Consider the following 25,327-nt stretch of genomic DNA (forward strand, 5'->3'; position numbering starts at 1 on the left):
GTATGGTGCACCTCCGAAAAAGTTTGGGTTACAGATAACTTCGAAATGTTAGTCATTCCTTAAAATCGTTCGGTATGGCTCTAAAACAGCAAGCCGAATCCTTCTCTTCTCGCACAGGCTAAAAAGTCATCCGGGAATTTGGGCCAGTCTGTTAAACAAGGCTGTCCCCCATCTTCCGGAAAAGAAGGCATTTCTCGATCCATCTGCGCGGCATGTCGGGATTGGAAGCGAAATGAAGATGGGTGTACCCCGATACGAGGCTGCCGTTAAGCGCCCCCTCTTCCTTCGATCCGCGCATTCCTTTCGTTTTGTACGCCGGCGGGAGCGTCGCAGACGCCGCAGGCTCGAATACGGAATAATGGAATTCGTGTCCTCTCGCCGTATCGCCCGGACCGAGCAGGAAATTCCCTTCCGTCCCCGTCGCTTCCCTGTAGCCTAACGCCGCAAGCTTGGTCTGCATAGTCACCTTGCCCGGAACGAGGCCGAGCATCGGATACTGCCTGCCGGAGGTGTCCACGATCGCGTCGGTCAGGAACATATACCCGCCGCACTCCGCCAAGGTCGGCAGACCCGATCCGATGCCCTCGGCGATGGACTGCTTCATCTCCTGAAGCTCCGCCAGGCGTTCGGCAAACTCCTCCGGGAAGCCTCCTCCCAGGTAGAGCCCGTCAACACCTGCGGGCAGCTTCTCTCCGGCAAGCGGGGAGAAATAAACGAGCTCCGCCCCGTAAGCTTGAAGCAGTTCCAGATTTTCCGGGTAGTAGAAATGGAAAGCCGCGTCCTTGGCGACCGCGATACGCACCCGGGGTTCCGGCGGGCGGACCGTCTCGGGAGCCGCATCCGCATCCGCGTCTGCGCCTGCCAGCGGGCTGCGCGACGCCTCCGGGGCTGTGCCGCTTCCATCCGCTTCCTGCGGCCGGAAGATCCGGGCAGACGCTTCCAGCGGCTCCGTATCGGCAGCCTGCAAGAGCCGCTCCAAATCCGTATGAGCGGAAATGCGCTCCGCCAGCTGCGAGAAGAACGGCGACAGCTCGCCCCGCCCGATGGACGGGACCAGCCCCAGATGACGTTCCGGCATCGCCAGATTCTCGTCCCGCAGAATGTAGCCGATTACCGGGACCCCGCACTCCTGCTCGATAGCGTCCCGCACGATCCGGTAATGCCCCTCGCTGCCGACCAGATTGGCGAAAACCCCGGCGATCCTGACGCGCGGGTCCAGGAGCTGGAAGCCCTTCACGATAGCGGCCGCGCTGCGCGCCATGCTTTTGCAGTTCACGACCAGAATGACCGGGCAATCAAGCAGTAAACTAATTTCGGCCGAGCTGCCTTCGTTCGTTTTCGGGTTTTTGCCGTCATAAAAACCCATTACGCCTTCGATGACGGCGATGTCGGCGTCCCGGGACGCCCGGCAGTAAATCTCGCGTACGGTGTCCGCCGGAAGCATCCAACTGTCCAGGTTGCGGGACAGACGGCCCGTAACCGCGGTGTGATAGGTCGGATCGATATAATCCGGACCGCACTTGAAGCCTTGTACGGACAAGCCTCTCGCTTTCAAGGCGGCCATAACGCCGATCGTGACCGTCGTCTTGCCGACGCCGCTGCCCGTTCCTGCGATGACGAGCCGCTTAGCCCGGCTGACGATCAGACCGCCCGCTTCCGGGACAAAATCCGCGGCAGACGTTTCCGCCGTTCCGGAGAGGATTCCCGGTTCTTTTTCCTGCTCAGCAGCCATCTCTGTTCCTCTCTTTCCATGTGCCGTTATTACTGGGGAAGCTCTTCGGTGAACGGCTGAATGCCGACTGAAATCGTTACGTTTCCCGATTTTTTCTTCACAAGGGCCAGGGGAACGGAGGCGCCGATGTATCTTTGGACGGCAGGCTCGCTAACCCCGTAAGCGCCCGTATATTTGAACACGGTAGGGGACGGCTGATTCATCGGCATTTCGTTCAGCTCCTCCGGCGTATAAGTGACCAAAGGCCAGCCATACTTGCCGCAAACGGCCAGAAGTCCCTCCTCATCCGCCTTCAGGTTGATGGTACACACCGTCTTTACGCTGAGGATCGAAAAATCCAGTTCGGCCAGCGTGGAAGCGATCACTTCCTCGATCTCTTCGGCAGGCGTTCCCCGGTTGCAGCCTATGCCGAGTACGATCACCTTCGGCCGGTAAAGGACGCCATTGCTCAGAATCGCCTGCTCGGCCGATGACAGCAGCCTGTGCGTGACGACGAGCGCGGCATGCGGTCCCGCTTCCAGCGCCTCTTGCACACTGCCGTAGCTGCGGATATTTGGCGGAACGGGAGTGTCCAGAGTCCACCAGCCCGGCTCCCCGGATTCGATGACGACGGCGACCTGCTCTTCGTTGACTACCGAAGCGCTGACCGGGGTCAGTTTGTCGGCGGATTCCCACTCCCAGCCGAATCGGCGGCCGAATAAATCGACGGCGATCGTTTTCTGGACATCCGAAGCCGTCGTGATGACCGCACGGGCCCCCATCGCGGCGGCGACTTCACGGGCCAGCTCGTTCGCGCCGCCCAAATGTCCAGACAGCACACTGATGACATGCTCCCCTTTGTCGTCGATGACGACGATGCCCGGGTCTTTTTTCTTGTCCTGGAGCAGCGGCGCAATCATGCGCACTACGGCTCCGAGCGAGATGATGCAGATAATCCCTTTGTACGCGGGAAATAACGCGGGAAACAGCATCCTGACGCTGCCTTCGAACAATTGGATGCCCCCGTAAGGGCTGCTTGCCGTGCTGGGAGCAGCCGCATCGACTGGCGTGGTCCCGGCCGTACCGGCGGGTGCGATATCCGCCGCGGATACCGCCGCGTTTGCGGCGTCCGCCCGGGCCGATGCCTCCGCTCCAGCCACGCTGGAACCCGCGGCCCGGCCCCCGTCTGCGCTTGCGGACATTAATCCCTCCGCGCTTCCGGCAGAGACAACGTCCTCATCCCCGCGCGCGAACTTGCTCATGTAATACACGTCCACGCCGCCAAAAGACCGGAGCAAGTTGCGGGCAAGCTCCACCCCGTGCTTCGTGATGGCGATAACCGCGTAATCGGAGCGTACCCGGATTTCCGGCACGATTCCTTCCTGGAGGGAAATCATGGCTTCACCCCGCGGCGGTAGCGGTGCGTAAACGATTTGTCATACAGCTTGGAGCGGTATTCCTTATCGTGGATATGAGGGTCCAGCGCCCAGCCTGCAAGAATCATCGCATGGGATCGAATCCCGTTGCTCCGCATATCCGCTTCCAGATTCTCCACCGTCGTGCGGACGATCAGCTCGTCGGGCCAGGTTGCTTTCTGTACGACGGCTACCGGCGTATCCTTGCTCCAGCCCGCTTCCAGCAGGTCTCCGACGACCTTTTTGACCAGCGTTGCGCTTAAATACAAAGCCAGGGTGCAGTGATGCTTGGCCAGCTCACGGAGCTGCTCGGCTTCCGGCACAGGCGTTCTGCCCTCCGCCCGCGTCAGAATGAGCGTCTGAGTGAGGTCCGGGATCGTAAGTTCCGCCTGAAGCGCAGCGGCGGCGCCGAATACCGAGCTTACGCCCGGAATGATTTCGACGGGAACGCCGGCTTTTTTGAGCAGAGTCATCTGTTCCATAATCGCTCCGTACACGGCAGGATCGCCCGTATGAACGCGCGCGACCAGCTTTCCTTCCTCCACCCGCTTGATCATAAGGGCGACCATTTCGTCCAGCTCCATGCCCGCGCTTTTGAGCACCTCGGCCTCGGGTTTGGCCCGGGCGATCAGGTCGTCGTTAACAAGTGAATCCGTATACAGGACGACATCGGCCTCCTGCAGCAGCCGTAGTCCTTTTACCGTGATCAGATCGGGATCTCCGGGCCCCGCGCCGATAATAACCACACGGCTCATTTTCTCACCACCATCAAAGTCAGATATTCAAGCTGCCGGCCCTGGAGTTCCCGCACATCCAGCCAGACGGACTCTTCGGCGGACGTCACTTTCGTGAGCACGGCCGCTTTGTCCGTAAGACCGAGGTCCCCGAGCACCTGCAGCATAAGATCGATCACTTTCGCCACCTTGATAAACACGACGCAGTCGTGTTCTTCGATCGCTTCCCGGACCGCCCCGTAATCGTCCGTTGCCGGAACGATGGCGATCCGCTCGTCTCCGTCCGCCAGCGGAATGCCGAGCCGGGATGCCGAGGCGTTGACCGAAGAAATGCCCGGGACCGATACGGTTTTCGCTTCGGGATGGCGCTGCTTGAGAAAACGCATCATATGGATAAACGTGCTGTAAAGCATGGGATCGCCCTCCGTAAGAAACGCGACATCCCGGCCCGCGGCCAGATGTTCCCATACGGCATCCACCGTCTTGTTCCAGCTTTTTTCGAGGGCTTCCCGGTCTTTCGTCATCGGAAAAGTAAGCCCCAGCATTTCCTTCGCCGTCGTATCGACGTAAGTCTCCGCAATCTTCAGCGCGTAGCTCTGGGCGCCGCTTTTTTTGCGCGGATACGCGATTACCGGGGACTGCTTGAGAATGCGGAACGCTTTAACGGTCAGAAGCTCCGGGTCCCCCGGACCGACTCCAAGCCCGTACAGGGTCCCTGTTCCGCTTGATTCCGCGCGATTCGCGGGTTGCCCGGCACCACCCGAAAGGGTGCCGCTTGCTGCATATTCGCTCATGTGGCTGTGTCTCCTTTTTCTGCAGGTATGTCGAATGTATCCGTGTTTTCTTCAGGAGGGTGCGCGGCCGTCAAGATATAGACCGGATTCAGCGCGTCAAAACGCGTCAGCTGCAAAATCGGCTTGCTCCGCGAAATCTGGACGAGCTGGATGTCCGTCCGCATCCCTTCTTCGGCAAAAGCGCGCATCGCATCGCTTAAATTCTCGATGGTGACGGCATTGAGCACAATGCGGCCCCCTTTCTTCAGCCTCGAAGCGCAGATGCGCAGGAGTTCTCTCATCTCTCCGCCGGTACCGCCGATGAAAATCGCATCGGGATCGGGGAACGCCTCCAGTCCTTCAGGCGCCCTTCCGTGCACGGCCGTCAGATCGACCCGGAAACGCCGCGCGTTTTCATGGCAGTTGGCGAGGTCTCCCTCGTTTTTTTCGATGGCAAAAACCGCCCCCTCGCGGGCGATCCTTCCCGCCTCGATGGCAACGGAACCGGTACAGGTCCCGATATCCCACACCACGCTGTCCGGCCGGAGAGCGAGCTGGGCAAGACTCAGCACGCGCACCTCGCGTTTGGTGATAAGCCCTTTGTCCGGCTTGCGCTGGGCGAACTGCTCATCGGGAATGCCGAGCGGCCAGACCGGTGAAGGACCCGTACGCTTCAGCGCCACCAGGTTAAGCGGAGCGCACTCGGTACGCGCAAGCTGCTCCAGCTCGTACCAGCCCGTGCGCTCGGCGGCTCCCCCGGCATTCTCGGCTACGAAGGCGCGGTATTCGGTCATGCCGTATTCGAGCAGATAAGCGGCGATAGCGGCCGGCGTATTATGCTCGTCCGTCAGCAGCGCTACCTTCGGCCTGCCGTCGATTCGCTGCGCGAGGCCCTTGATGCTGCGGCCGTGCAGGGACACGACGTGCGCGTCCTGCCAGCTCTCGCCCATCCGGGCGAAAGCAAGCTGGAGCGAGCTCAAATACGGATACAGCTCCACCTGGAGCTTACGCGCGAGCAGGGAGCCGATGCCGTAGAACAGGGGATCGCCCGATGCCAGCACGACAACCGTCCGCTCCTCTGCCGCAAGCCCATCCGTCATTGCCGACAAGCCGCCTTTCAGCACCTTCTTCTCTCCCCGGTAATCCGGAAAAAAAGCCAGATGCCGCTCCCCTCCGACCAGCACCTCGCTTTCCTCGATCCACTGCCGGTACGCCGGGAGCAGGCTGTCCGCTCCGTTGTCCCCTATCCCGATCACTTTAATGGGTTTGTTCACTTGTCTTTCCCCTTTCCGTATAAAACAGCCTGACCCAGAAGCTGGGCTTTCATGGAGATCAGGAACGTTTCAATCGTGACAGATCCGTCGTTCTCCCGCGCCGCCTGCTCCATTCCCATTTCCTTCAAGCTTTCCCGGCAGCAGCGGCTGCTCATTTCCTCGAAGAAAGCCGTCAGGCCCAGCTCCTGCATCCGGTCCCCCACCTGGGAGGCCGTGTTGGCCGAGAGCACCTCGCCGATGAGCTCCGCGTCCGCGCCGGCCGCTTCCGCGAGCTCGGCGAGAAACCCGAAATCCACCGGGGCGCTTTTGGAATGGACCATCATGACGCCCTGCGCCAGCTTGGAGAACTTGCCCATCATGCCGACGAGCGTAATCTTCTTCACGCCTTGGCCCCGGCACTGCTTCAAAGCGAAGCCGACAAAGTCCCCCATCTCGACAAAAGCTTCTTCCGACAGCCCGGGATACAGGTCGATGCCGAACTTCTCCGAACGTCCTCCGGTCGAGAGCACGATGTGCTCGCAGCCGCAGCGTACGGCGACCCGGATCGCCTGGGCCACGCTCGCTTTGTAGGCCGACGTGGAAAAAGGGACGACGGTTCCCCGCGTTCCCAGAATAGAAATGCCGCCGATGATCCCCAAACGGCCGTTCAATGTTTTCTTCGCGATTTCCTCGCCGTCCGGAACGGAAACGACTACTTGAACGCCGCGGTCGGAACCGTAAACGTTCAGGACGTCTTCCACCGCTTCCCGGATCATTTTGCGCGGAACGGGGTTGATCGCCGCCTCGCCGACCGGAACGGGCAGACCCGGTTTCGTGACCCGGCCTACTCCGATTCCGCCGTCGATGACGATCCCGGGTTCCGATCGCCACTTCACCTCGGTAATAATCCGGGCGCCGTGAGTCGCATCGGGGTCGTCGCCCCCGTCTTTGATCGTCTCGGCAGAAGCCGATTCCTCTCCGACCGAGCAGGCCGTCATCGTGAACGTGACGACCTCCCCGATCGGCAGCCGGATCGTCGCTTCGCTTTGCAGCTCCTGCTCGATCAGCGCGGTCAGAGCCGCCTTGGCCGTAGCCGCGGCACAGGAGCCTGTCGTGTAGCCGTGGCGGAGCGGTTTGGCTGCCTGCTCTTCCATAGGCGTAAGCTTACCCCCGCTTCTCTGCCATCAGAGACAGCGCATTGACTGCCGCGACCGCGACCGGGCTGCCTCCTTTGCGGCCGATATTCGTAATGAACGGCACGTCGAGCTGAAGCAGCTCTTCTTTGGATTCCGCCGCGGATACGAAACCGACCGGAACGCCTACGATAAGTCCCGGGCGCGCCTCGCCTTCCTTGACCAGACGGATCAGCTCCAGCAAAGCCGTAGGAGCATTCCCGATGGCGAAAATCCCGCCTTCCGCTTCACGGATCGCCTTGCGGACCGAAATGATCGCGCGTGTCGTGTTCAGCCTTTTGGCCTCTTCCATCACGTCCGGATCGGAGATGTAAACGTTGACCTTGCCGCCGAATTTCTCGATGCGGGGTTTGCTGATTCCCACCTGCACCATCTGAACGTCCGCCACGACCGTGCGGCCCGCACGGATCGCTTCAATTCCGGCTTCTATGGCACGGGGATGAAAAACAAGGCTTCGACCCAGCTCGAAATCGGCCGATGCGTGAATGACCCGCTGGACAACCGGGTACTGCTCTTCGGTAAAGTCGTGAGAACCCAGCTCCTCCGTAATCATCTCAAAACTTTTCGCTTCTATTTCCTGCGGCTGAACCGTCAGCGGTTTAAATTCGGTACGAAAGTCCATTAGGAAGATCCCTCCTGCAAAAGATCGGCGGCCGCTTTCAGCACGCCCTCATAATCGGAAAAATGAATGCCGTATTCCAGGCCCGGACGGCCGATCACGATCGTCTCGATCCCCATCTCCAGAGCCGCTTCGAGCTTCTCGTCCACCGCGCCGACCTTTCCGCTTTCTTTGGTAATCATCAGCGTTACGCCGTAATGCGCATAGAGCGCCTTGTTCAATTCCTTGGAAAAAGGCCCTTGCATCGCCACGATATTGCGCTGCTCGATCCCGAGCTCCTCGCACTTCTCCATATTGTCAAGACGCGGGAGCATGCGGGCGACGAGCCTCACGTCCGGGAGCCCGCCAAGGCGCCGGGCAAAAATATGCAGCGTCTTGCTGCCCGTCGTCAGCATGACAACACCGCCGCGAACGGCCGCCAGCTCGGCGGCGTGCGCGTAATCGTCCGCAAACACGATGCCGGGCCGGACCTGCAGGTCCGACCCTTCCCGTTCGTAGCGGACGTACGGCACAGCCGCCGCTTTCGACGCCGTCATGGCGTTGCGCGAGGCTTCCTCCGCGAAGGGATGGCTCGCGTCTACGACGAGCGAGACCTCTTCGCGCCGGATGAGCGCCGCCAGAGCTTCGGCGTCGAGGCGACCGACGGCGGCGGCGATGCCGGCGTCGGTCAGGCTCTTGGCGGCGCTGTCGGTGACGACCGTCGCCAGCACGCGGTGCCCGGCCTGCGCCAGCAGCACCGCGAGCTCGCGGGCGTCGCTCGTGCCGGCCAGGAGGAGGATCATCGTCCTCCCTCCCTGCCGTCCGCGCCTGCGGCTACGGGGCCCGGCGCAGACGGGGACGCAGCCGCCCGGTGGGACGCTTCGCCGCCGGTGGCGCCGGCCTCGCTTGCGGCACGGCGGTCATCCGCGTGGCTGTGCGCGTGCTCTTCATGCGCATGGGCTTGTGCATGCTCGTGCGCGTGGGTATGTTCATGCTCATGACTGTGCGCATGCTGCCCATGGTCGTGAGCATGACCGTGAACGTGATCATGCTCGTGATGGTGTTCATGTTCGTGTGCATGCCCGTGATCGTGCCCGTGCTCATGATGGTGCCCGTGGTGATGCTCGTGTTCATGGTGGTGATCATGATCGTGGTCGTGATGATGGTGGTGATCGATATGTTTCATCGCTTCCAGGCGGAAGGAGCACATGTCGCAGTTCATTTTCACCTCGTCCTGAAGCGCCTCGCCCGCGCGGTCGCGGAGAATGCCCCCAAGAATCGGATCAAGGCCGAAATAATCCGTCATCTCAAACGTACAATCGGGATAGCGCAGAGAGAAGTCGAGCAGCATGCCTTCCATCCGTTTGATCAGAATCCCCGTAAAAAGAAAATAAGGAAGCACGATCACTTTCTTCGCGCCCAATCTCAGGCAGCGTTCGATCCCGTTCTCCAGAAGCGGCGCCGTTACGCCGATAAATGCCGTTTCGACCCAGGGAACCTGAAGCTTTTCCCAGAGCAGGCGGGAAATTTTGAACAGCTCGCTGTTCGCATCGGGATCGCTGCTTCCGCGTCCGACTACCAGTACGGCGGTATCCCCCGGCGTTTCCTCGCGGAACCGGTCCGCCCCGCCCAGCCTTGCCGTCATGATGTCCACTACACCTTCATGTACGCCGATCGGCCGTCCGTAAATGAACTGCACGCCTGGGTAACGCTCTTTCGCTTCGTCAATGGCGCCCGGAATATGAATTTTGGCATGACCGGCGGAAAATAAAATGATCGGCACCACGGCAATCCGTGTGGCTCCTCTGTTGACGCAAGTCTGTATCCCTTGCGAAATTGTCGGTTTTTCAAGCTCCAGAAAACAGGTTTCGATAATGGCCTGCTCCATTGTTTCGGCGAGCCGGCTTACAAACGCCCGGACCTCGCTGTTCCCTTCCGCGTCACGGCTTCCGTGACCTACAAACAGTACCGCATCCATCGGTTCTGCCTCCTTTTTTTGTATCCCTGTATTGAAAAGAACTCCTCGTGTTTACGGGTTCGTTAATCTCCGCACAAAGCGTTTTCGATTTGAAAAGCGGGGACTTCCCGGTGACGGTAGCCCTCCAGCTCTTTTACGCGGGCAAAAAACTTATGGAACCGTTCGTTCGGGTGCCCTTCGTTCCGGTACCGGGCGACGATCCGCTCTATGGTCTCGACCAGCTTGTCCGGCTCGATGCCTTCCGCAACGGGCTGCGCCGCGTGGGCATTGCGGCCGACCGTTTTTCCCCCGAGGAACAGATCAAACTTCTCCCGGCGGTACACGATGCCGATATCTTCCTTCACCGCGCCGTAGCAGGCCATGCCGCAGCCGTTGAAACCGATTTTCATCTCTTTGGGCACGGCCGCTCCGCCCAGAAGATCGTGAAGCTCCTCCGCATACGGCACGGCGTCGCCCTTGTCCATATTGCAGAAGTCGCAGGCCTTGATCTGGACCACATCGCCGACCGGAGCCAGCAGAAGCCCTTCTCCGCGAAGCCGTTTCGTTACGGAATCGGGATCATCGGTCCGCAGCTTGACGAGCAGTTGATGATGGGGGGTATACTCCATCGTTCCTGTATCGCCGACAGCGGCCGCGAGGACCATCAGCTGTTTGGCGGTGAGGTTTTTGTTCGCGAGTCCGGGGCTGACGGCGAACTCGAGAATAGCCTGCTGGCGGAAAAATCCGCTTGGGGAAGCGGAGGGAGCCGTTCCGCCGGGCTCGCCCGTCACGAGACGGAGCGCTTCTTCCGCAAGCTCATACGCGGTAGGAGCCGGAGCCTCGACGGAAGCCGCAGGTGCGGCAGGCGGACGGACGGCGACCGCAACCGCCGAGACCCCGTACTCCACGGCCCCCGAAGACGCGGGCGTATCGTACGCGGACCGTGTCCCGGCAGCTTGTATGCGGACCGGCGAATCTTCGCGGTCGTAGTCGTCGGCAGTACCGGTCCCTTCGGCTTCGGGGCTGTATTCGCCGTAGCCGTCATCCCCGTACTCGTCCTCGTCGAAGAAGGACGGCAGACCGGCGCTGCCGGCTTCCCGCTGCTCCGCGGACCGGAGAGCGGCACCGGGCTGTCCGGGCTGTCCCGGCAGGACCGCTTCCGTTTCCGCGCCGGTTTCCGCTTCCTGCTCCAGAGCCCACGGCTCGGCTTCCCGCCGGAGACGCTCATGAGGGCGCAGGGGCTGAATATCGCTGTCCAGCGTATACTTGCGCTGATAGCCCCTTGGCGTAATCATGAGTCCCTCGTAGTTGCGGGTCGCGGAGTTGCCGATGATCACGGTAGTAAGCATGCCGATGTCATGCTCCAGCATCTCAGCAAGCGTGGTCAACACGACGTGCTCCCTGTCGCGGTAGGCGCTTTTGACGATACCCACCGGAGTATCGGGAGAGCGGTGTTTCAGCAAAATCTGCTGCGTCTCCACGATCTGGCGTGTTCTTCTGCCGCTCCGCGGGTTGTACAGCGCGATGACGAAATCGGCGGATGCGGCCGCTTCGACTCTGCGCCGGATGAGATCCCACGGCGTCAGGTGATCGCTGAGGCTGATCGTGCATGCGTCGTGCATGACGGGAGCTCCAAGCAGCGAAGCGCACGAGTTGATCGCCGAGATGCCGGGCACGATTTCGACTTCCACGCCATCGCTCGGCTTCCACCCTTTCTCGATCAGCACCTCGTACACGAGACCCGCCATACCGTAGACGCCCGCATCGCCGCTGGATATAACGGCCACCTTACGCCCGGCCTCCGCCTGTCTGACGGCTTCCTGCGCACGGCTCACTTCCTCGGTCATGCCCGTACGCACGACCTGTTTGCCGTCGATCAGGCTGCGTATCAGATCCACGTAAGTGTTATAGCCAATAATGACTTCGCTTTCCGAAATCGCCTCGCGCGCGCGTTTTGTAATATGGGCTTCGTCCCCGGGGCCAAATCCGATGATAAGCAGTTTACCGGCCATTCCCATTCCTCCTCTTCCCTGTAAAAAAAGCTCCAGCGCTTACGCTGAACAACCGTTATCAAGCAGTCCGGCCTTCCTGTCCGCTTCGTACAGGCGGCCTTCTATATGCACGGCAGTGCGCCTTCCGGCGGCCTGCCGTTTGCCTTCCCGTCTCGTCCGGACAATAAAAAAAAGCATTTCCACCCTCTTCGGATAGAAATGCTTCGAACTTTCGAGCCATTAAGCGGGAATATCCCGCATATGCTTCCAACCCGCACAGTCGCCGGCCCCGGGCAGTCTTGTACGCCCACGTTCCGGCAAGCCGCCGTTGGCAGCGATTCAGCCGTTCTCAACACCTCCCTAAATCCTCGTAGGTTATCTAGTGTTATTTAAACAGGCAGGTCTCCTGGCTCGGAGCTTTCTTCGGCGCCTTCCCGGAAAATCCAGTGACGTTCATGCCGAAAAAAATTTTCCCCTGCGATTGCAGGGGGCTCCTTACAGTGGCGGGTCCGCGTCGGTCTTTCACCGAACTTCCCGTTTTAAGCCGAACCCGCTTCTTATGGACTGTCTGATCCGTTCGAATGGGCTCCGCACCTGTTTTTACCATATTCGATTGTGTTCTGTTCATCATAACATCCGGTCAAAGAACTTGTCTATGCCGATAAAACGCCCCCCTCAACCGAGCAGATAAACTCTGGCTTCATAAGGCCGCAGTTTGAGGACGCCGGTATCCTCGACGGAGACGGGATCGTAATTTGAAATGAGAAGTTCCGCGTCCTTCCCCTCTCCCAGCTCTTCCGGCCATCTAAACTCCGGCGTTCCGTCGAAAAAGTTCAGAATCACCAGCAGCTTCTCCCCGTTCAGCGTCCGCGTATACGCATAAATTTCCGTGTCCAACGGAAGCAGAAGCTTGTATTCGCCGTAAACGATGACGGGATGCTTTTTGCGAAGCGCGATTAGGCTGCGGTAGTAGTGGTAGACGGACTGCGGATCGGCTGCCGCTGCCGCCGCATTGACCCCGGGATAATTCGGGTTGACCTTGATCCACGGTTCCCCCGTCGTAAATCCGGCGTTTGCCGTGTCATCCCACTGCATGGGGGTGCGGGCGTTGTCCCGGCTTTTTTTCCAGATCGCCTTCATGACTTCGTCCTGGGGCTTGCCGAGCAGCTTGGCCTGCTTGTAGTAATTGATCGTTTCCACATCGCGGTAATCGCCGATCAGATCGAATTCGACATTGGTCATGCCGATTTCTTCCCCCTGAAAAATATACGGCGTCCCCTCCAGCGTCAGGAGAAACGCAGCCAGCATTTTCGCGGATTCCACCCGGTACCGGCCTTCATCTCCGAACCTCGAAACGGGACGGGGCTGATCGTGATTGCCGAGATAGTTGGCGTTCCAGCCTTTGCCGTGAAGGACCGTCTGCCAGCGGCTCATCACCTTTTTCAGCTCCAGCAGGGTCCACGGCTTCGACTCCCATTTGCCCGTCCCGGCGGAAGCCGCATCCAGATTCATATGCTCGAACTGGAAAACCATGTTCAGCTCATGGCGCTCGTCCCCCACGTAATCCAGCGCCTGCTCCGGACCCAGTCCGGATGTTTCGCCGACCGTCATGATGTCATAGTTAAACAGCACCCGGTCATTGAGTTTGTGCAGCAGCGTATGTACCTTTTCCAGGTTCGAAAAAAGCTGGTAAGCCTGCACAACGGGCAAATGCCGAGGATTATCGGCATCCGGCAGCCCCTGCGCTTTTACGATATGAGCGATGGCATCGAAGCGGAAACCGTCGACTCCCTTGCCTAGCCACCATTGCACCATTCTGAAAAGCTCGTCGACCATTTCGTCGTTCTCCCAGTTGAGGTCGGGCTGATGCTTCGAATACAGATGCATGTAATACTCATCCGTCTCCGGGTCGTGCTCCCAGACGCTTCCGCTGAAGTAGGACTCCCAGTTGTTCGGGAAGAGCCCCTCTCTCCCCTTCCTCCAGATATAATAGTCGCGTTTGGGATTGTCCCTGGAAGAACGCGATTCTTTAAACCAGGCATGCTGATCGGAGGTATGATTCAGCACAAGATCCATCATGATTTTCAGCCCGCGCTTGCGCGCTTCCAGAAGCAGCTCGTCAAAATCCTCCATCGTGCCGTACTGCGGATCGATCTCGTAATAATCGCTGATATCGTAGCCGTTGTCGGCGCCCGGCGAGCGGTAAACGGGACACAGCCAGATGACGTTGACGCCAAGCTCCGCGAGATAATCCAGCTTGGAAATGATCCCGCGCAGGTCCCCTCGGCCGTCCCCGTCCGAATCCTTGAAGCTGGACGGATAAATTTGGTACACGACACTTTCTTTCCACCATGTTTGGTTCATGTGAATTCTCTCCTCTCCCTCAGCCTCTTCCTCCTTGGAACGACGGATATTTCGTCATCCCTCCGTCCGCGAACAGCGTAATGCCGGTGACATAGCTTGACTCCGACGAGGCCAGCCAGGCGGCTACGGCCGCAATCTCTTCCGGTTTGCCGATATACCCCATCGGAATGAGGGCTTCCACGCCGGCGCGCGCCTGCTCGTCGGCGAATTTCGTTTCATTGATGGGCGTGTTGATAGCCCCCGGCCCGATATTGTTCACCCGGATTCCTTTGGGCGCAAACTCCAGCGCCAGCGTTTCGGTCATCATTTTGATGCCGCCTTTGCTCGCCGCATAATGGACGAAATGGGGCCAAGGGATCATTTCGTGCACACTTGAAACGTTGATAACGGCCCCTCTGATTTCATGCTCCAGCATATAGGAGATGGCTTCCCGGCTGCCGAGAAACGCCCCGGTCAGGTTCACGTCCAGCACTTTGCGCCATTCGTCGGCGGACAGCTCCTGAGAAGGAACTTCATTCTCGATTCCCGCGTTGTTGATCATCACGTCCAGAGAATCGAAATGCTCGTGGGCGGTTTCCACCAGCTTCTTCACGTCCTCTTCTTTGGTCACGTCTCCCCGGATGGCCAGCGCTCTGCCCCCCGCGGCTTCCACTTCAGCGATCAAGGCGGGAATGTTTTCTTCATGGCTCAAGTAATTGATCAGGACATTCGCTTTCTCTTGGCCGAAACGGACCGCAGCCGCTCTTCCTATCCCCGTGGACGCTCCCGTGATGACAACCGTTTTTCCTTCCAAATCCTTGTACATGGCGGTACCTCCTTGATTTTGGAATGCGGGCCTCGCAGAAGACCTCCACCTTAATTAAACGTTTTAGAAGGAAAAAACGCATAAAAAAGAACAAACCCCGGCTGCAAGCAGCCTGGAGTTTGTTCATGAACGCTTACGGCCGTTAACCCGGCCGACGGAACTTATAAGGAAATTAGTACAGGAACGTGCGGGAGATAATAACCAGCAGAATGAACAGAACCAGAATGGCACCTACGCTCGTGCCTATGCCCCCGTATCCGCCGTAGCCTCCGCCTCCGTATCCTACTCCGCCTACTCCGCCTACTCCGCCTATTCCGCCTACTCCTCCAACATAACCCATCTTTCGTATCCCCTCTCGGTGAGTTAATGTCTTACCGTACACTATATGTAGTTCCGCTAAGATGGAGTGGATGTCAGCCCGCATTCGGTTAAATTGAGCGATACACCGTCGGTGCTGCCGTCCTCCGGGGCGTTACAAGCGCTTTTTTAACGTGAACACCGTCAGCTCGGGCCTGCACCAGAACCTGACGGGGTGCATCGTCATGCCGATGCCCCGGTTCGTGTACACGTGCAGCTTGCCGCCGCCGAGTTTGTACAAGCCGTCGACATACTTCCGTCCGTACATCGGCGTCGTAATCGCGCCGTAGAACGGCAGCCGGACCTGCCCCCCATGGCTGTGCCCGGACAACTGCATATCGACCGGCGCTTCCAGCGCGATATCCGCGAAATCCGGGGCGTGGGACAGCAGGAGCACGAAGTCGTCTCGGCGTACGCCTTTCAGCGCCCGGTTCAGATCGGGGCGGCCTTCCCACATGTCATCGACGCCGGCCACCCGGATCAGCGCCTTGTCTTTGCCGACCGCGACGGACCGGTTCGTGAGCAGCTCGAAGCCTCCCGGCTTCAGCACCTTCTCCGTCTCCCCGGGTGAGCCGTAATAATCGTGATTGCCGAGTACCGCGAATTTACCCAGCGGTGCCTTGAGTGCCGCCAATGCCTGACTGACTGCGGAAGCGTCGTACACGCGGTAATCGTACAAATCGCCGGTGAAGCACAGCAAATCCGGCTTGAGCGCGTTGATCATGTCCACAAGCTGCGGCAGATCTCCGGGCGCCAGATAGGGTCCGACGTGAACATCGCTGAACTGGACGACACGTACGCCATCGAACGCCTGCGGCAGCCGTTCCAGCTCCAGCCGGACATGCTTGGTGCGGATCCAGTGCGGTTCGGCAAACCGCGCGTATCCGTAGGAAACAAAAGGGGCTGCCAACAAAGCGCCTGCCAGAAATTTGCCTTTTGCCAGAAAGGCTCTGCGTGTCATCTTCGGATTGGGGTCCATCGTGTTTCCTTTTCCTTTCTCCGGTTTCGTTTGTACTTGATCTTAACATGTCTCCGGCCGGAAGGCCAAAAACGCAACTTTTCTTCTCCAGCACCGTTAAGGCTCCGGAAAAATCCGGTTGACAAAACCTCTTTATCCTCTTTATTGTACTAAGTGTATTACGTTAAATAGTACACTTTAAATTTTACCCGCCCTATCGACACCACGAGTTCTTCATCCTACTAACCGCCAAGAAAGGGGTGCCTCCTCCGATGATCAAAATCAACGAGCGAAGCGAACTTCCCATATACGAACAAATCATACTAGGAATGAAAGAACTCATACTCAAGGGGGCGCTGCGGCAGGGAGACCGTCTGCCCTCTGTCCGGGAACTCTCCGCCGCGGTCCTCGTCAATCCGAATACGGTCAGCAAGGCTTACCAGGAACTGGAGCGCCAGGGCATCATCGAAACGCTGCGCGGTAAAGGCACCTTTGTCGCCAAGCCATCTTCACCGGGTATGGAAAAAGAGCGCCTTGAGAAGTTCCGCTCCACTTTCCGTCAGCTTCTTGTCGAAGCCACTTATCTCGGAATCGGTGCCGACCAGATCAAAGGCTGGACCGAACAATTTTACAAAGAAATCAAGGAGTAAAGGAGTATCAATTATGCTAAACGTTGAAGCTCTCAGCAAACGCATCGACGGGCATCCTGTCCTGGAAGATATCCGGTTCGAGCTCGGCCAAGGCTCCATCGCCGCGCTCGTCGGCCGCAACGGAGCCGGCAAAACCACCCTGCTCCGGACCCTTGCCGGCATTCTGGACCCGGACCACGGAGAAGTCCGATGGGAAGGCCGTTCGATTCACGAGCATCCCGATGCCAAGCGGAATATCGTATATGTCCCCGATTCCCTTGATATGCTGGGAGGCTACACGGCCAAGGATTGCGCGGACCTTTATCGTCTTGCCTATCCCGACTTCGAGCCGGTTTATTTTGCGGACCAGCTCCGCAGATTTCATCTTCCGGAGCGCAAAAAAATCCGCACCTTCTCAAAAGGCATGAAGGCGCTTATGGGCATACTTCTCGCTTTTTCGTCGAAAGCCAGCCTCATTCTCCTCGATGAACCAACGAACGGTCTGGATTCGATCGTCCGCAAGCAGGTGCTTTCCTTCCTGGTCGAAGAAGTCGCGGGCGGGAGCACGTCCGTTCTCATTTCGTCCCATCAGTTGCAGGAACTGGAGCGCATCGCGGACACGGTCGTCATGATCCGGGAAGGAAAGCTGGAGTCCGTCTCCTCTCTGGAGGAAACCAAAGGAGCCCTGCATAAGCTGCAGGTCGTGTTCAACGGAGAGCCGCCGGGGGATTTCCTGAGTCTGCCTCAGGTGAGAGTCGCAAGCCATGTGGGCGGCGTTTATACGCTCCTCCTGCTCCAGGACGATTCGGGGCAAACTCTCCAGCATCTTCAACACCTGAATCCGCTGCTGGTCGATCGGCTTCCCATCCAATTGGAAGATGTATTTGAATACCGTCTGGGAGAGGGTGACGAACATGTTGTCTAAAGCACTGTGGAAAAAAGACTACAAGCAAGCCAAGCTGCTGCTATGGCTTATGCCTGCGGCAGGGTTTCTGTTTCTGGTTTTTAGCCGGATGAACGACTTGATTTTTAATCCAATGAACATTAAATGGAAGCTGCTTTTTATGCGTGAGCATCCGGAAAACGCCACGATATACGGAAATGAGTTTATTCACTACCGGATTGCGCTTGCCGTCCTGGCACTGGGAGCCGCGGTCCTGCTTATTGGCATGGAGCGGCGCGGCCTTCATCAGGATTTCACCTTTTCGCTGCCGTTCAAACGCACTCAAATTTACTGGAACAAATGGCTTCTGGGCATTATTTTTATCCTCGGATCGGTTCTCCTCACGAACGCACTGGATATTGTCGTGATTCTCTTATCGCCGTTCCATGACTATTTCACTCTGTCTGTCCACGTGCGTGAGATCTTTCGTTCAATCCTCATATTAACCGCTTGGTACACCATCGTCCTGTTTGCAGGAACGTTCACGGGCGGGGCTTTGACACAGATTCTTCTAGCCATAGTCGCCGGCGTGCTGCCGATGGGCCTCAAGAGTATGTTAAGTTCTTTCTTCTCCGTTTACTGGTCCGGATATAGAGAGCTATTACCCCCGGTTGTTAGATCCAATTGGCATTATTTAAACCCTCTGGTTCTAGTTACGGACAGCTGGTATCCACCGACTTCGCTTTATCTGTTCGGGATATGTGCGGTTTACATTTTAATTTTCCTGGGGGCCGGGCTTTACGCTTATTCGAAAAACAAACCGGAGAACAACGGCAAGGCCATTCTTTTTCCCCGCCTGGAACCTTACTTTTTGTGGAGCGTCGTAGTTTGCGGAGCTTGTTTTGCCGGGCTTGTCGCCAAAAATTTCACTTACGCCTACTATCAATATAAGCAAAACGGCGCGTACGATTATGCCTACTGCTTTGCTTTCCTCTTGGGCGGAGCTGCGGTTTATTTCATTCTCCGTTTCCTGCTGAAACGCCGTTTCAAATTCATTTGAAATCGACTACTGAGATAAAACGAGCACCGCAAAAACAACCGGAAACAGAAAAAACCCGCCAGCCATGCTGACGGGTTTTTCGTATGTTCGTTTTACTGCCTGTAGCGGTTATGTGTCCATCTGCTTCTTCCTGTGCCATGGCTACTATGGCGGAAAGAAACCCACTGCCGTTTCTATAGAAAATGTCGTTAGTATGCTCATATAGAAGGCTCGAAGAAACGGCCTTGTTTTCTAGTTCCTAATGATCTCTGAATAAAGAAATGACCAATTAGTGTTCCTAAAACAATGAAAGCCCTGCCTCTCTTTCATCCTTGCGGCTCCGATGACCGCGCCAGTGTGAATCAAGTAACACGGTAAACAAATTCTTAGGGTTGTTGGAATTTGATTCGGTGGAGGAATGTTATTCATAAAAGAGGAACTAAAAAAGAGGGTTTAACAATACAATTACATATTATATCATAGACGAATCATTTTTTGCAATACCCAATTTCCATCAGCTGCGCTCATCCGGTTCAAAACACGATTCAGGCGAATCCGGCTATAGCGCTGGACAAGCATGTAGGGCACATGCCTTCCCGAACATCCGGAAGGCGACGATACCGCGGCCTGTCCTACCGGCTGACCGATTTGCGGCAGCATAACCGAAAAGAGCAAGACACCCCTTTAAGGGACGCTTGCTCTTTTCGGTTTAAGCAACGGTTTCTTTTTCACGGGTCACATCCAGTACGTCCAGCAGGAACATAAAGATCGGAATCCCGATAATCAGTCCCCATACACCCATAAAATGCTCGCAGAAGATGAGGACGATAAAGGTGTAAAACACGGGCAGGTTCGTTTTGGCGGACATCAGCTTCGGATTCAGCATATAAGCTTCCAGGGCGTGCAGAACAGCGACCAGGACAAGCACATATACCACCATCATGATCCCGTCTATGCTGTAAGCAATCGTACAGAGCGGAATCAGGGATACGATGACGCCCGCCACGGGGACGAGGCCCAGCAGGAAAATCATCAGGCCGAGGCCGAACAGCTGAGGAAAACCGAGAATCCACAGCGCGATAACGGACAGAATACCATTTACGAGCGCAATGAGGAACTGAGCTTCCAGCACTTTACCGAAAGAGTGGACAAAACGGCTGCCGAAATAAGCGACCTCTTCGTAAAACGCCGCGATTTTGCTGTCTTTGAACTTCGCGGTAAAGCGGATGATCCTCGGCTTCTCGAGCAGGAAAAACAGGCTGAGGAGCAGGGCGATGAACACATGCAGAAGCACTTTTCCGATGTCGGTCACCGATTTGAACACAAAGCCGAATCCCTGATTCATATACTTCGAGAGCTCGGTCTGTTCAATGTAAGGTTTAATCAGGTTGATGATATAGCTGAGCACCTCATTGTCCTGCGGCTGCGTATAAAATTCATACAGCTGCCTGACGACCTGCGATACCTGGACGGCCACGACAGGCAAATACCTGTACATTCCCATCCCCAGCAGCGCCAGAATAACCACGTACAGAATCGCAACGATCCAGCGCCGGTCCACTCTTATATACCGGTTCAGCCTGGATGAGACGAAAGACTGCATACGATCCATCAGAAAAGCGAAGATGAACGTAAGCAGAATGAGATTGATCATACTCTGCATAGCATAAAGAATAAGGGCAAGCAGGGCGAAGATCAAAATTCTCCGGAAACCTTTGCTTTGAAAATATTGTTTGGTAAACATGTGATGGTGTGCTCCTATCCTCACAAAACTCGGGGCCTTTCCGCCCGCTCTAACTCTCTCTACTATATAACGAAAAGACGGGAATATGGTTCCGGTATTTCAGAACTTTCAGCAAAAATTGCGGGCGGCACGCCCCTGCCCTTGCGATTATGATAAAAAGTATGAAAAAGGAGGCGGTTTTATGCGGGAACTTCCTGCATTTTTGCGGCAATTGCTGCACAACGGCTGGTTCTGGGTCGCTGTGGCGGCAGGCGCGATTGCCGGAAGTTTGGGCTGGCTGCTGTACATGAGGCTCTAGTCGGCTTGTTTGCACCACGACAGCCGGAAAACGGGTATGACTCTTGCTCCTTATACATCCTGTCTAACAATCGGTTTTTCTATACCTCCGGAAAGTGAAAGTTTGATAGAATCCGAAGGTTATAAAAAAGCAGCCTGCTCCTTTTGATAAACGGGACTGGTTGTTTTTTTTGCTGCTTGTAGAGCTTAAAAGAGGCAGTGAAGCGGGTATTTTACAAATACTAAATTTACAATTTTGCCTATTTATGTTATTTTTTAAGATAGGTTGGCCAACCTACCATTTATTATAACCTGGAGGTGTCGTTTATGAAAAAAATCATTGTCCTCACGCTTCTTTTCCTGCTGACCTTAGGAGCCTCTTCCGCTTTCGCCGAAACCGAGCCTAACGATACTTACACAACCGCCAATGTTTTGTCCCAAGGGGACAACTTCGGCAAACTGAGCGGATCGCTCGACAGAGACTGGTGGACCGACCAAGTTCCGGCCGGCAGCGTACACAAAGTCACGCTCACGTCTCCTTCCAGCTATCCTTACCTCATTACGTTATATACACTGTCCCCGCTGGGTGTGCCTGTTTACCAGTCCTCCGCAAGCGGCAACGGATCGGTTACGCTGAACGGCGGCGCGTCCGGGACTACTTTTTTCGTTAAAGTGTCTCCAGCTTTCCTGAATGTCGATACAAGAAAAAATTATACGCTCAATCTGTCCACCGTCAACTAAAATCTTCCTGACGAGGGGTTCGGAAGAGCCGCTTTATCTGCAACAAAAGACCTTGAAGGATTTCCTTCAAGGTCTCTTGTTCGTGCCGGCCTACTGACGCCGGCGGTTCAAGTGAACGAACGTAACGGCAAGCGCCGCAAGAAGCACGCCCCCCTTGATGATATCGAAGGAGTAGTACGGCACGTTCAGCATCGTCAAGCCGTTGAGCAAAATGCCGATCAGCACCGCTCCGAAGAAAGTGCCGATTACATTGGGCTTGCCCGCGCCCAGGACGGAATACCCCACGAACACGGCCGCCACCGCTTCCATGAGCAGCGGAGCCCCCGCGTCGATCTGGCCCGAACCGATCCGGGCCGCATACAGGATTCCCCCTATCGCGGCGAAGAGCCCTGAGAGCACGTAGGCGGCCGTCCGGACCCGGTTTACGCCGATGCCGGACAATCGGGCGGCTTCGCGGTTTCCTCCCGTAATATAGAGCTGACGTCCCCAGCGCGTGTACGTCAAGAAAATATGGACGGCCGCCACCGCGATAATCATCAGGACGACGGGAACCGGCAGGCCGATGATTTTTCCCTGGCCCAGCCATTTGAAGCTTTCCGTCACTACACCCTTTGCCGTCGTTCCGTCGGGCATCGGCATGTTGTTGTAGACCGAGAACCCTTTGGTGTACGTCTTGTGCACCCCTGCGATGATATACATAACCGTCAGTGTGGCAAGCAGGTCGGGAATGCGCACCTTCACAATAAGGAAGGCGTTGAGCAAGCCGATTCCGATGCCGATCGCCAAGGGTACCAGCAGGACCACGATCAGGGGCTGCTCGTACCAGACCATCAGCGAAGCGGCCACGACGGTCGTAATGGAAACGGTAGAGCCGACAGACAAGTCGAATCCGTCGACAATCTGCGACAAAGTGACACCGATCGCCACAAACGTAACAATAGAAATGGAACGCAATATATCAAAAATATTATCATAACTTAAGAAGTTCGGGTTCGTAATGGAAAAAAAGACGAAAACCGCGGCGATGACGACAAGCGTCCCGTAGCGGAACGAAACGTCCAGTGCTTTATCTTTCAACGTGTTCGGCCTCCCCTGCGCTGGCATAAGATAAAATGGCTTCCGCCGTGGCTTCTTCGCGGCTGAGCTCGCCTGTGATCCGGCCGTAGCTCATCACGAGAATCCGGTCGGCGATCCCCAGAATTTCGGCGATTTCGCAGGACAGGTAGATAACGCCCTTGCCCTCCTGCGCCAGCTGTCCGATCAGCCGGAAAATGTCGCTCTTCGCGCCGACATCCACGCCCTTCGTCGGCTCGTCGAACATGTACACCGAAGCGTCCGTCGGCAGCCACTTGCCTACGGCCACCTTCTGCTGGTTGCCGCCGCTCAGGTGCTTCACCGGCCGCTCCGGCTGCGTCGGCTTCACCCCGAGCTGGCCGATCAGCCGCTCGGCGTGGCCGCGCTCCTCGCGCCGGCGGATGAATCCGCCGGCGCTCAGGCTCCGGAGAATCGGCAGCGACAAGTTGCGCTGGACCGATTCCTCCACAAGCACGCCCTGCTTGCGCCGCTCCTCCGGCACAAGCACCACGCCTGCGCGGACGGCATCCTCCGGCTCGGAGAGCCGCAGGCGTTTGCCGCGCAGGGAGACTTCGCCGCCGTCGGCGCGGTCGGCTCCGAAGAGCAGCCGGCTCAGCTCGGTTTTGCCGGCGCCGACCAGGCCCACGATGCCGAGGATTTCGCCCTCGCGGAGCGTGAAATCGACCCCGCGCACCTTCGTTCCGCGGCGCAGCCCCCGGACCTCCAGCACCGTCCCGCCCAGGTCCGCCGGCAGCTTGGGAAACTCCTCGGCGAACGTCTTGCCGAGCATCGTTTCAATGATTTCGCCGTGGCTGGTGCCCTGGGCGGCCTTCGTCAGCACGCGGCTTCCGTCCCGCATGACCGTGATTCGGTCGCACAGCCGGGTCACTTCCGCAAGCCGGTGCGAAATAAATACGCAGCCGACGCCGTTTGCCTTCAGCCGTTCCATAATCGCAAATAGCTGCTCCGATTCTTCTAGGCTGAGGGGAGCCGTCGGCTCGTCGAAAATGACGCACTTCGCCGCATGAGCCACCGCCCGTGCGATGAGCACAAGCTGCTTCTGCGCGATGGTCAGCTGCGACGCCTTCAGCTTCACCGGGATGTCCGAACCCATCGAGGCGAGGATTCTCGCCGCTTCCCGGTTCAGGGTGCCCCAGCGGAGCCAGGCGCTCCCGTGCGCGACGCTGTCCAGCAGCACGTTCTCCGCCACCGTGAGCTCCGGAACGAGTGCGGTGTCGACTTCTTGATACACACAGAAGATCCCCTGGCGCATCGCATCCTTGGGCGACGAAATCGTCACGGCCTCCCCGTCGATTTCGATCGTTCCCCCATCGGCGGTATAAGCGCCGGACAAAATCTTCATGAGCGTGCTTTTTCCCGCCCCGTTGGCCCCCAGAAGCCCGTGAATTTCTCCGCCTTTTACTTCAAAATCCACTTCCGATAAGGCTTTTACGCCCGGAAATGTTTTCGTTATGCCGTTCATCCGCAGCACGGATAGTGAAGTCGTCGTCATGATGAACCGTACTCCTCCCCGAACTTTCAAAATCCCATCGTCAACAACCCGATGGGATTTCGCGTATTTTTCTTATTTGCCTGACTGTTTCTCGGCTTCCTTAAGCCAGTCGGTATAGCCCTGCTGGCTGTTGCCCCAGCCTTTCACGTACTGGCTGAGTTCCGCCGTCGTTACTTTCTTGTCTTTCGGCAGCTCGTCGCGGGAGACGAATACCGGCTCCAGGATGACTTTCTCCGGAGTCTGATCTCCGTGAAGCTTCTGATACAGGTAACGGACTTGAATGCGTCCGATATCTTTCGGATCGACGGCGGCCGAAGCTACCCAGGAGCTGTTCGCATCCTGAATGAGCTGAAGGTCTTCGTCGCTCATGTCGATGCCGTAGACTTTGATTTCCGTGCGGCCCGCCTGCTGAATGGCGCGCGTTGCGCCTTTGGCGAACTCGTCCCACGCCGCCCAGACGGCCGTAATATCGCCTTTGTTCGGATATTTTTTCAAAATCGCTTCCATTTGCGCCTGCGTATCCAAAGCCGGGTTCTGCGCGTTGCCGAACGCCGCGACTTCTTTAATGTCTTTGTTCTTATCCAAGAACGCTTTGTAAGCGATCTGGCGGCTCTCCATCGGAGGGAAACCCGCTACCCATACTTTGACGATGTTGCCCTTGCCTCCGGCGTCTTTACCAAGCTGCTCCAGCGTCAGTTCGGCCAGCTTCTGATCGTTCTGCTCCAGTGCCACGATGCCGGGTCCTTTGACGTTGGAATCGAACGCGACGATCGGAATTTTCTTCTCCACGGCTTTATTGATTCCGTTCTGAAGGGCATCCGGTGTTCCGTGATCGAGCAGAATACCATCGAATTTCTGATTGACGGCCGCATCGAGGTTGGAGGCCATCTTCGTCAGATCGCCGTCCGCAGGAATCACCGTTACCGTACCGCCAAGCTTGGTAACCTGCTCCTTCACGCCTTCCACGTATTGAGCCGAGAATGTTCCGAGATTCTGACGCATAATCAGCGCGACTTTCTTGCCCGCCAGGGCATTTGCTTTATCTCCGCCAGCCGGCGAGGCGCCAGGTGTCTGCGCAGCCGATCCCGTAGTTGTCTCCGTGTTTGCTTTGCCGCATGCCGCCACCAGACCGACGATGAGAATCATCATAGTGAAAACATGGACAACTTTGCGTATCCCTTTCATAGTTCCATCTCCCCCGTTGTTCATTTTCTGTGTAAAAGATTCTGTTTAATCCAAGTATTCCAGTTGGATTAAGGCATATCATACTGTACGTCCTTCTTTTCGTCAACGAAAATTTTAGGCGCACTTGCGCAGGT

At 57.1% G+C, this 25,327-nt stretch carries 22 protein-coding genes and 1 riboswitch; of the genes, 4 read left to right on the forward strand and 18 right to left on the reverse strand.

Features of this window, described 5'->3' with window-relative positions; genetic code table 11:
* Positions 1 to 151: 151 nt before the first annotated feature.
* The 14 genes from HMPREF1207_RS07680 to HMPREF1207_RS07745 form a co-directional block, all read right to left on the reverse strand.
* The gene (locus tag HMPREF1207_RS07680; protein ID WP_009673116.1) at positions 152 to 1,732 is read right to left on the reverse strand and encodes a cobyrinate a,c-diamide synthase; all 1,581 of its coding nucleotides are present in this window, start codon (positions 1,730 to 1,732) and stop codon (positions 152 to 154) included.
* A 29-nt stretch (positions 1,733 to 1,761) separates the two neighbouring features.
* Positions 1,762 to 3,108 (reverse strand): cobalt-precorrin 5A hydrolase, encoded by a 1,347-nt coding sequence (locus tag HMPREF1207_RS07685; protein WP_009673183.1) that lies wholly within the window; start codon positions 3,106 to 3,108, stop codon positions 1,762 to 1,764.
* Positions 3,105 to 3,881 carry a precorrin-4 C(11)-methyltransferase gene (gene cobM, locus HMPREF1207_RS07690; protein ID WP_009673080.1) on the reverse strand — a complete coding sequence of 259 codons (777 nt, stop codon included), beginning with the start codon at positions 3,879 to 3,881 and terminating at the stop codon, positions 3,105 to 3,107. Before cobM ends, HMPREF1207_RS07685 begins: the two co-directional genes overlap by 4 nt.
* Positions 3,878 to 4,654, reverse strand: coding sequence for a precorrin-2 C(20)-methyltransferase (gene cobI / locus HMPREF1207_RS07695; protein ID WP_009673099.1), 777 nt, complete (start codon positions 4,652 to 4,654; stop codon positions 3,878 to 3,880). Before cobI ends, cobM begins: the two co-directional genes overlap by 4 nt.
* Positions 4,651 to 5,907, reverse strand: coding sequence for a bifunctional cobalt-precorrin-7 (C(5))-methyltransferase/cobalt-precorrin-6B (C(15))-methyltransferase (locus HMPREF1207_RS07700; protein ID WP_009673159.1), 1,257 nt, complete (start codon positions 5,905 to 5,907; stop codon positions 4,651 to 4,653). The genes cobI and HMPREF1207_RS07700 overlap by 4 nt, the downstream gene beginning before the upstream one ends.
* On the reverse strand, positions 5,904 to 7,040 hold the full coding sequence (locus tag HMPREF1207_RS07705; protein ID WP_009673103.1) for a cobalt-precorrin-5B (C(1))-methyltransferase: 1,137 nt from the start codon (positions 7,038 to 7,040) through the stop codon (positions 5,904 to 5,906). Before HMPREF1207_RS07705 ends, HMPREF1207_RS07700 begins: the two co-directional genes overlap by 4 nt.
* Positions 7,041 to 7,050: 10 nt before the next feature.
* Positions 7,051 to 7,701, reverse strand: a complete 651-nt coding sequence (locus tag HMPREF1207_RS07710; protein WP_009673181.1) for a precorrin-8X methylmutase — start codon at positions 7,699 to 7,701, stop codon at positions 7,051 to 7,053.
* The gene (gene cobK, locus HMPREF1207_RS07715) at positions 7,701 to 8,480 is read right to left on the reverse strand and encodes a precorrin-6A reductase (protein ID WP_009673088.1); all 780 of its coding nucleotides are present in this window, start codon (positions 8,478 to 8,480) and stop codon (positions 7,701 to 7,703) included. The genes HMPREF1207_RS07710 and cobK overlap by 1 nt, the downstream gene beginning before the upstream one ends.
* Positions 8,477 to 9,655 (reverse strand): sirohydrochlorin chelatase, encoded by a 1,179-nt coding sequence (locus HMPREF1207_RS07720; protein ID WP_009673137.1) that lies wholly within the window; start codon positions 9,653 to 9,655, stop codon positions 8,477 to 8,479. The genes cobK and HMPREF1207_RS07720 overlap by 4 nt, the downstream gene beginning before the upstream one ends.
* A 62-nt stretch (positions 9,656 to 9,717) precedes the next feature.
* Positions 9,718 to 11,646, reverse strand: a complete 1,929-nt coding sequence (gene cobJ, locus HMPREF1207_RS07725; protein ID WP_009673129.1) for a precorrin-3B C(17)-methyltransferase — start codon at positions 11,644 to 11,646, stop codon at positions 9,718 to 9,720.
* Positions 11,647 to 12,004: 358 nt separating this feature from the next.
* A riboswitch (cobalamin riboswitch) is annotated at positions 12,005 to 12,194 on the reverse strand.
* A 106-nt stretch (positions 12,195 to 12,300) separates the two neighbouring features.
* Positions 12,301 to 13,989, reverse strand: coding sequence for a glycoside hydrolase family 13 protein (locus HMPREF1207_RS07735; RefSeq protein WP_009673077.1), 1,689 nt, complete (start codon positions 13,987 to 13,989; stop codon positions 12,301 to 12,303).
* A gap of 19 nt (positions 13,990 to 14,008) precedes the next feature.
* A complete protein-coding gene (locus HMPREF1207_RS07740; RefSeq protein WP_009673188.1) occupies positions 14,009 to 14,794 on the reverse strand; it encodes a glucose-1-dehydrogenase in 786 nt (261 codons plus the stop codon).
* A 172-nt stretch (positions 14,795 to 14,966) separates the two neighbouring features.
* Positions 14,967 to 15,134 (reverse strand): hypothetical protein, encoded by a 168-nt coding sequence (locus HMPREF1207_RS29720; RefSeq protein ID WP_009673147.1) that lies wholly within the window; start codon positions 15,132 to 15,134, stop codon positions 14,967 to 14,969.
* 132 nt (positions 15,135 to 15,266) lie between these two features.
* Complete coding sequence (locus HMPREF1207_RS07745; protein ID WP_009673154.1) at positions 15,267 to 16,130, reverse strand: metallophosphoesterase; 864 nt, start codon at positions 16,128 to 16,130, stop codon at positions 15,267 to 15,269.
* Positions 16,131 to 16,381: 251 nt separating this feature from the next.
* Here HMPREF1207_RS07745 and HMPREF1207_RS07750 point away from each other — a divergent pair, with 251 nt between their 5' ends.
* The 3 genes from HMPREF1207_RS07750 to HMPREF1207_RS07760 are packed head-to-tail and all read left to right on the forward strand — an operon-like array spanning position 16,382 to position 18,681.
* Positions 16,382 to 16,759, forward strand: coding sequence for a GntR family transcriptional regulator (locus HMPREF1207_RS07750; protein ID WP_009673100.1), 378 nt, complete (start codon positions 16,382 to 16,384; stop codon positions 16,757 to 16,759).
* A 13-nt stretch (positions 16,760 to 16,772) separates the two neighbouring features.
* Positions 16,773 to 17,663, forward strand: a complete 891-nt coding sequence (locus tag HMPREF1207_RS07755; protein WP_009673082.1) for an ABC transporter ATP-binding protein — start codon at positions 16,773 to 16,775, stop codon at positions 17,661 to 17,663.
* Positions 17,653 to 18,681 (forward strand): membrane protein, encoded by a 1,029-nt coding sequence (locus HMPREF1207_RS07760; RefSeq protein WP_009673136.1) that lies wholly within the window; start codon positions 17,653 to 17,655, stop codon positions 18,679 to 18,681. Before HMPREF1207_RS07755 ends, HMPREF1207_RS07760 begins: the two co-directional genes overlap by 11 nt.
* Positions 18,682 to 19,369: 688 nt before the next feature.
* Here HMPREF1207_RS07760 and HMPREF1207_RS07765 read toward each other — a convergent pair.
* On the reverse strand, positions 19,370 to 20,404 hold the full coding sequence (locus HMPREF1207_RS07765) for an AI-2E family transporter (RefSeq protein WP_009673123.1): 1,035 nt from the start codon (positions 20,402 to 20,404) through the stop codon (positions 19,370 to 19,372).
* Between the two features lie 603 nt (positions 20,405 to 21,007).
* On the opposite strand from HMPREF1207_RS07765, the gene HMPREF1207_RS07770 reads away from it, so the two are divergent.
* Complete coding sequence (locus HMPREF1207_RS07770) at positions 21,008 to 21,421, forward strand: hypothetical protein (RefSeq protein WP_009673070.1); 414 nt, start codon at positions 21,008 to 21,010, stop codon at positions 21,419 to 21,421.
* A 90-nt stretch (positions 21,422 to 21,511) separates the two neighbouring features.
* On the opposite strand, the gene HMPREF1207_RS07775 is transcribed toward HMPREF1207_RS07770, so the two are convergent.
* The 3 genes from HMPREF1207_RS07775 to HMPREF1207_RS07785 all read right to left on the reverse strand — a co-directional run bounded on the left by HMPREF1207_RS07775 (position 21,512) and on the right by HMPREF1207_RS07785 (position 25,193).
* Positions 21,512 to 22,498 (reverse strand): ABC transporter permease, encoded by a 987-nt coding sequence (locus HMPREF1207_RS07775; protein ID WP_009673127.1) that lies wholly within the window; start codon positions 22,496 to 22,498, stop codon positions 21,512 to 21,514.
* Positions 22,488 to 24,008 (reverse strand): sugar ABC transporter ATP-binding protein, encoded by a 1,521-nt coding sequence (locus HMPREF1207_RS07780; RefSeq protein WP_009673184.1) that lies wholly within the window; start codon positions 24,006 to 24,008, stop codon positions 22,488 to 22,490. The genes HMPREF1207_RS07775 and HMPREF1207_RS07780 overlap by 11 nt, the downstream gene beginning before the upstream one ends.
* A 72-nt stretch (positions 24,009 to 24,080) precedes the next feature.
* On the reverse strand, positions 24,081 to 25,193 hold the full coding sequence (locus HMPREF1207_RS07785; protein ID WP_009673106.1) for a sugar ABC transporter substrate-binding protein: 1,113 nt from the start codon (positions 25,191 to 25,193) through the stop codon (positions 24,081 to 24,083).
* Positions 25,194 to 25,327 lie beyond the last annotated feature (134 nt).

Source organism: Paenibacillus sp. HGH0039, assembly GCF_000411255.1.
Taxonomy (GTDB): domain Bacteria; phylum Bacillota; class Bacilli; order Paenibacillales; family NBRC-103111; genus Paenibacillus_F.

Coding starts and splice junctions, on each gene's coding strand:
- HMPREF1207_RS07680 (WP_009673116.1), bottom strand. CDS start 1,732: ATGGCTGCTGAGCAGGAAAAAGAACCGGGAATCCTCTCCGGAACGGCG.
- HMPREF1207_RS07685 (WP_009673183.1), bottom strand. CDS start 3,108: ATGATTTCCCTCCAGGAAGGAATCGTGCCGGAAATCCGGGTACGCTCC.
- cobM (WP_009673080.1), bottom strand. CDS start 3,881: ATGAGCCGTGTGGTTATTATCGGCGCGGGGCCCGGAGATCCCGATCTG.
- cobI (WP_009673099.1), bottom strand. CDS start 4,654: ATGAGCGAATATGCAGCAAGCGGCACCCTTTCGGGTGGTGCCGGGCAA.
- HMPREF1207_RS07705 (WP_009673103.1), bottom strand. CDS start 7,040: ATGGAAGAGCAGGCAGCCAAACCGCTCCGCCACGGCTACACGACAGGC.
- HMPREF1207_RS07710 (WP_009673181.1), bottom strand. CDS start 7,701: ATGGACTTTCGTACCGAATTTAAACCGCTGACGGTTCAGCCGCAGGAA.
- cobK (WP_009673088.1), bottom strand. CDS start 8,480: ATGATCCTCCTCCTGGCCGGCACGAGCGACGCCCGCGAGCTCGCGGTG.
- HMPREF1207_RS07720 (WP_009673137.1), bottom strand. CDS start 9,655: ATGGATGCGGTACTGTTTGTAGGTCACGGAAGCCGTGACGCGGAAGGG.
- cobJ (WP_009673129.1), bottom strand. CDS start 11,646: ATGGCCGGTAAACTGCTTATCATCGGATTTGGCCCCGGGGACGAAGCC.
- HMPREF1207_RS07735 (WP_009673077.1), bottom strand. CDS start 13,989: ATGAACCAAACATGGTGGAAAGAAAGTGTCGTGTACCAAATTTATCCG.
- HMPREF1207_RS07740 (WP_009673188.1), bottom strand. CDS start 14,794: ATGTACAAGGATTTGGAAGGAAAAACGGTTGTCATCACGGGAGCGTCC.
- HMPREF1207_RS29720 (WP_009673147.1), bottom strand. CDS start 15,134: ATGGGTTATGTTGGAGGAGTAGGCGGAATAGGCGGAGTAGGCGGAGTA.
- HMPREF1207_RS07745 (WP_009673154.1), bottom strand. CDS start 16,130: ATGGACCCCAATCCGAAGATGACACGCAGAGCCTTTCTGGCAAAAGGC.
- HMPREF1207_RS07750 (WP_009673100.1), top strand. CDS start 16,382: ATGATCAAAATCAACGAGCGAAGCGAACTTCCCATATACGAACAAATC.
- HMPREF1207_RS07755 (WP_009673082.1), top strand. CDS start 16,773: ATGCTAAACGTTGAAGCTCTCAGCAAACGCATCGACGGGCATCCTGTC.
- HMPREF1207_RS07760 (WP_009673136.1), top strand. CDS start 17,653: ATGTTGTCTAAAGCACTGTGGAAAAAAGACTACAAGCAAGCCAAGCTG.
- HMPREF1207_RS07765 (WP_009673123.1), bottom strand. CDS start 20,404: ATGTTTACCAAACAATATTTTCAAAGCAAAGGTTTCCGGAGAATTTTG.
- HMPREF1207_RS07770 (WP_009673070.1), top strand. CDS start 21,008: ATGAAAAAAATCATTGTCCTCACGCTTCTTTTCCTGCTGACCTTAGGA.
- HMPREF1207_RS07780 (WP_009673184.1), bottom strand. CDS start 24,008: ATGACGACGACTTCACTATCCGTGCTGCGGATGAACGGCATAACGAAA.
- HMPREF1207_RS07785 (WP_009673106.1), bottom strand. CDS start 25,193: ATGAAAGGGATACGCAAAGTTGTCCATGTTTTCACTATGATGATTCTC.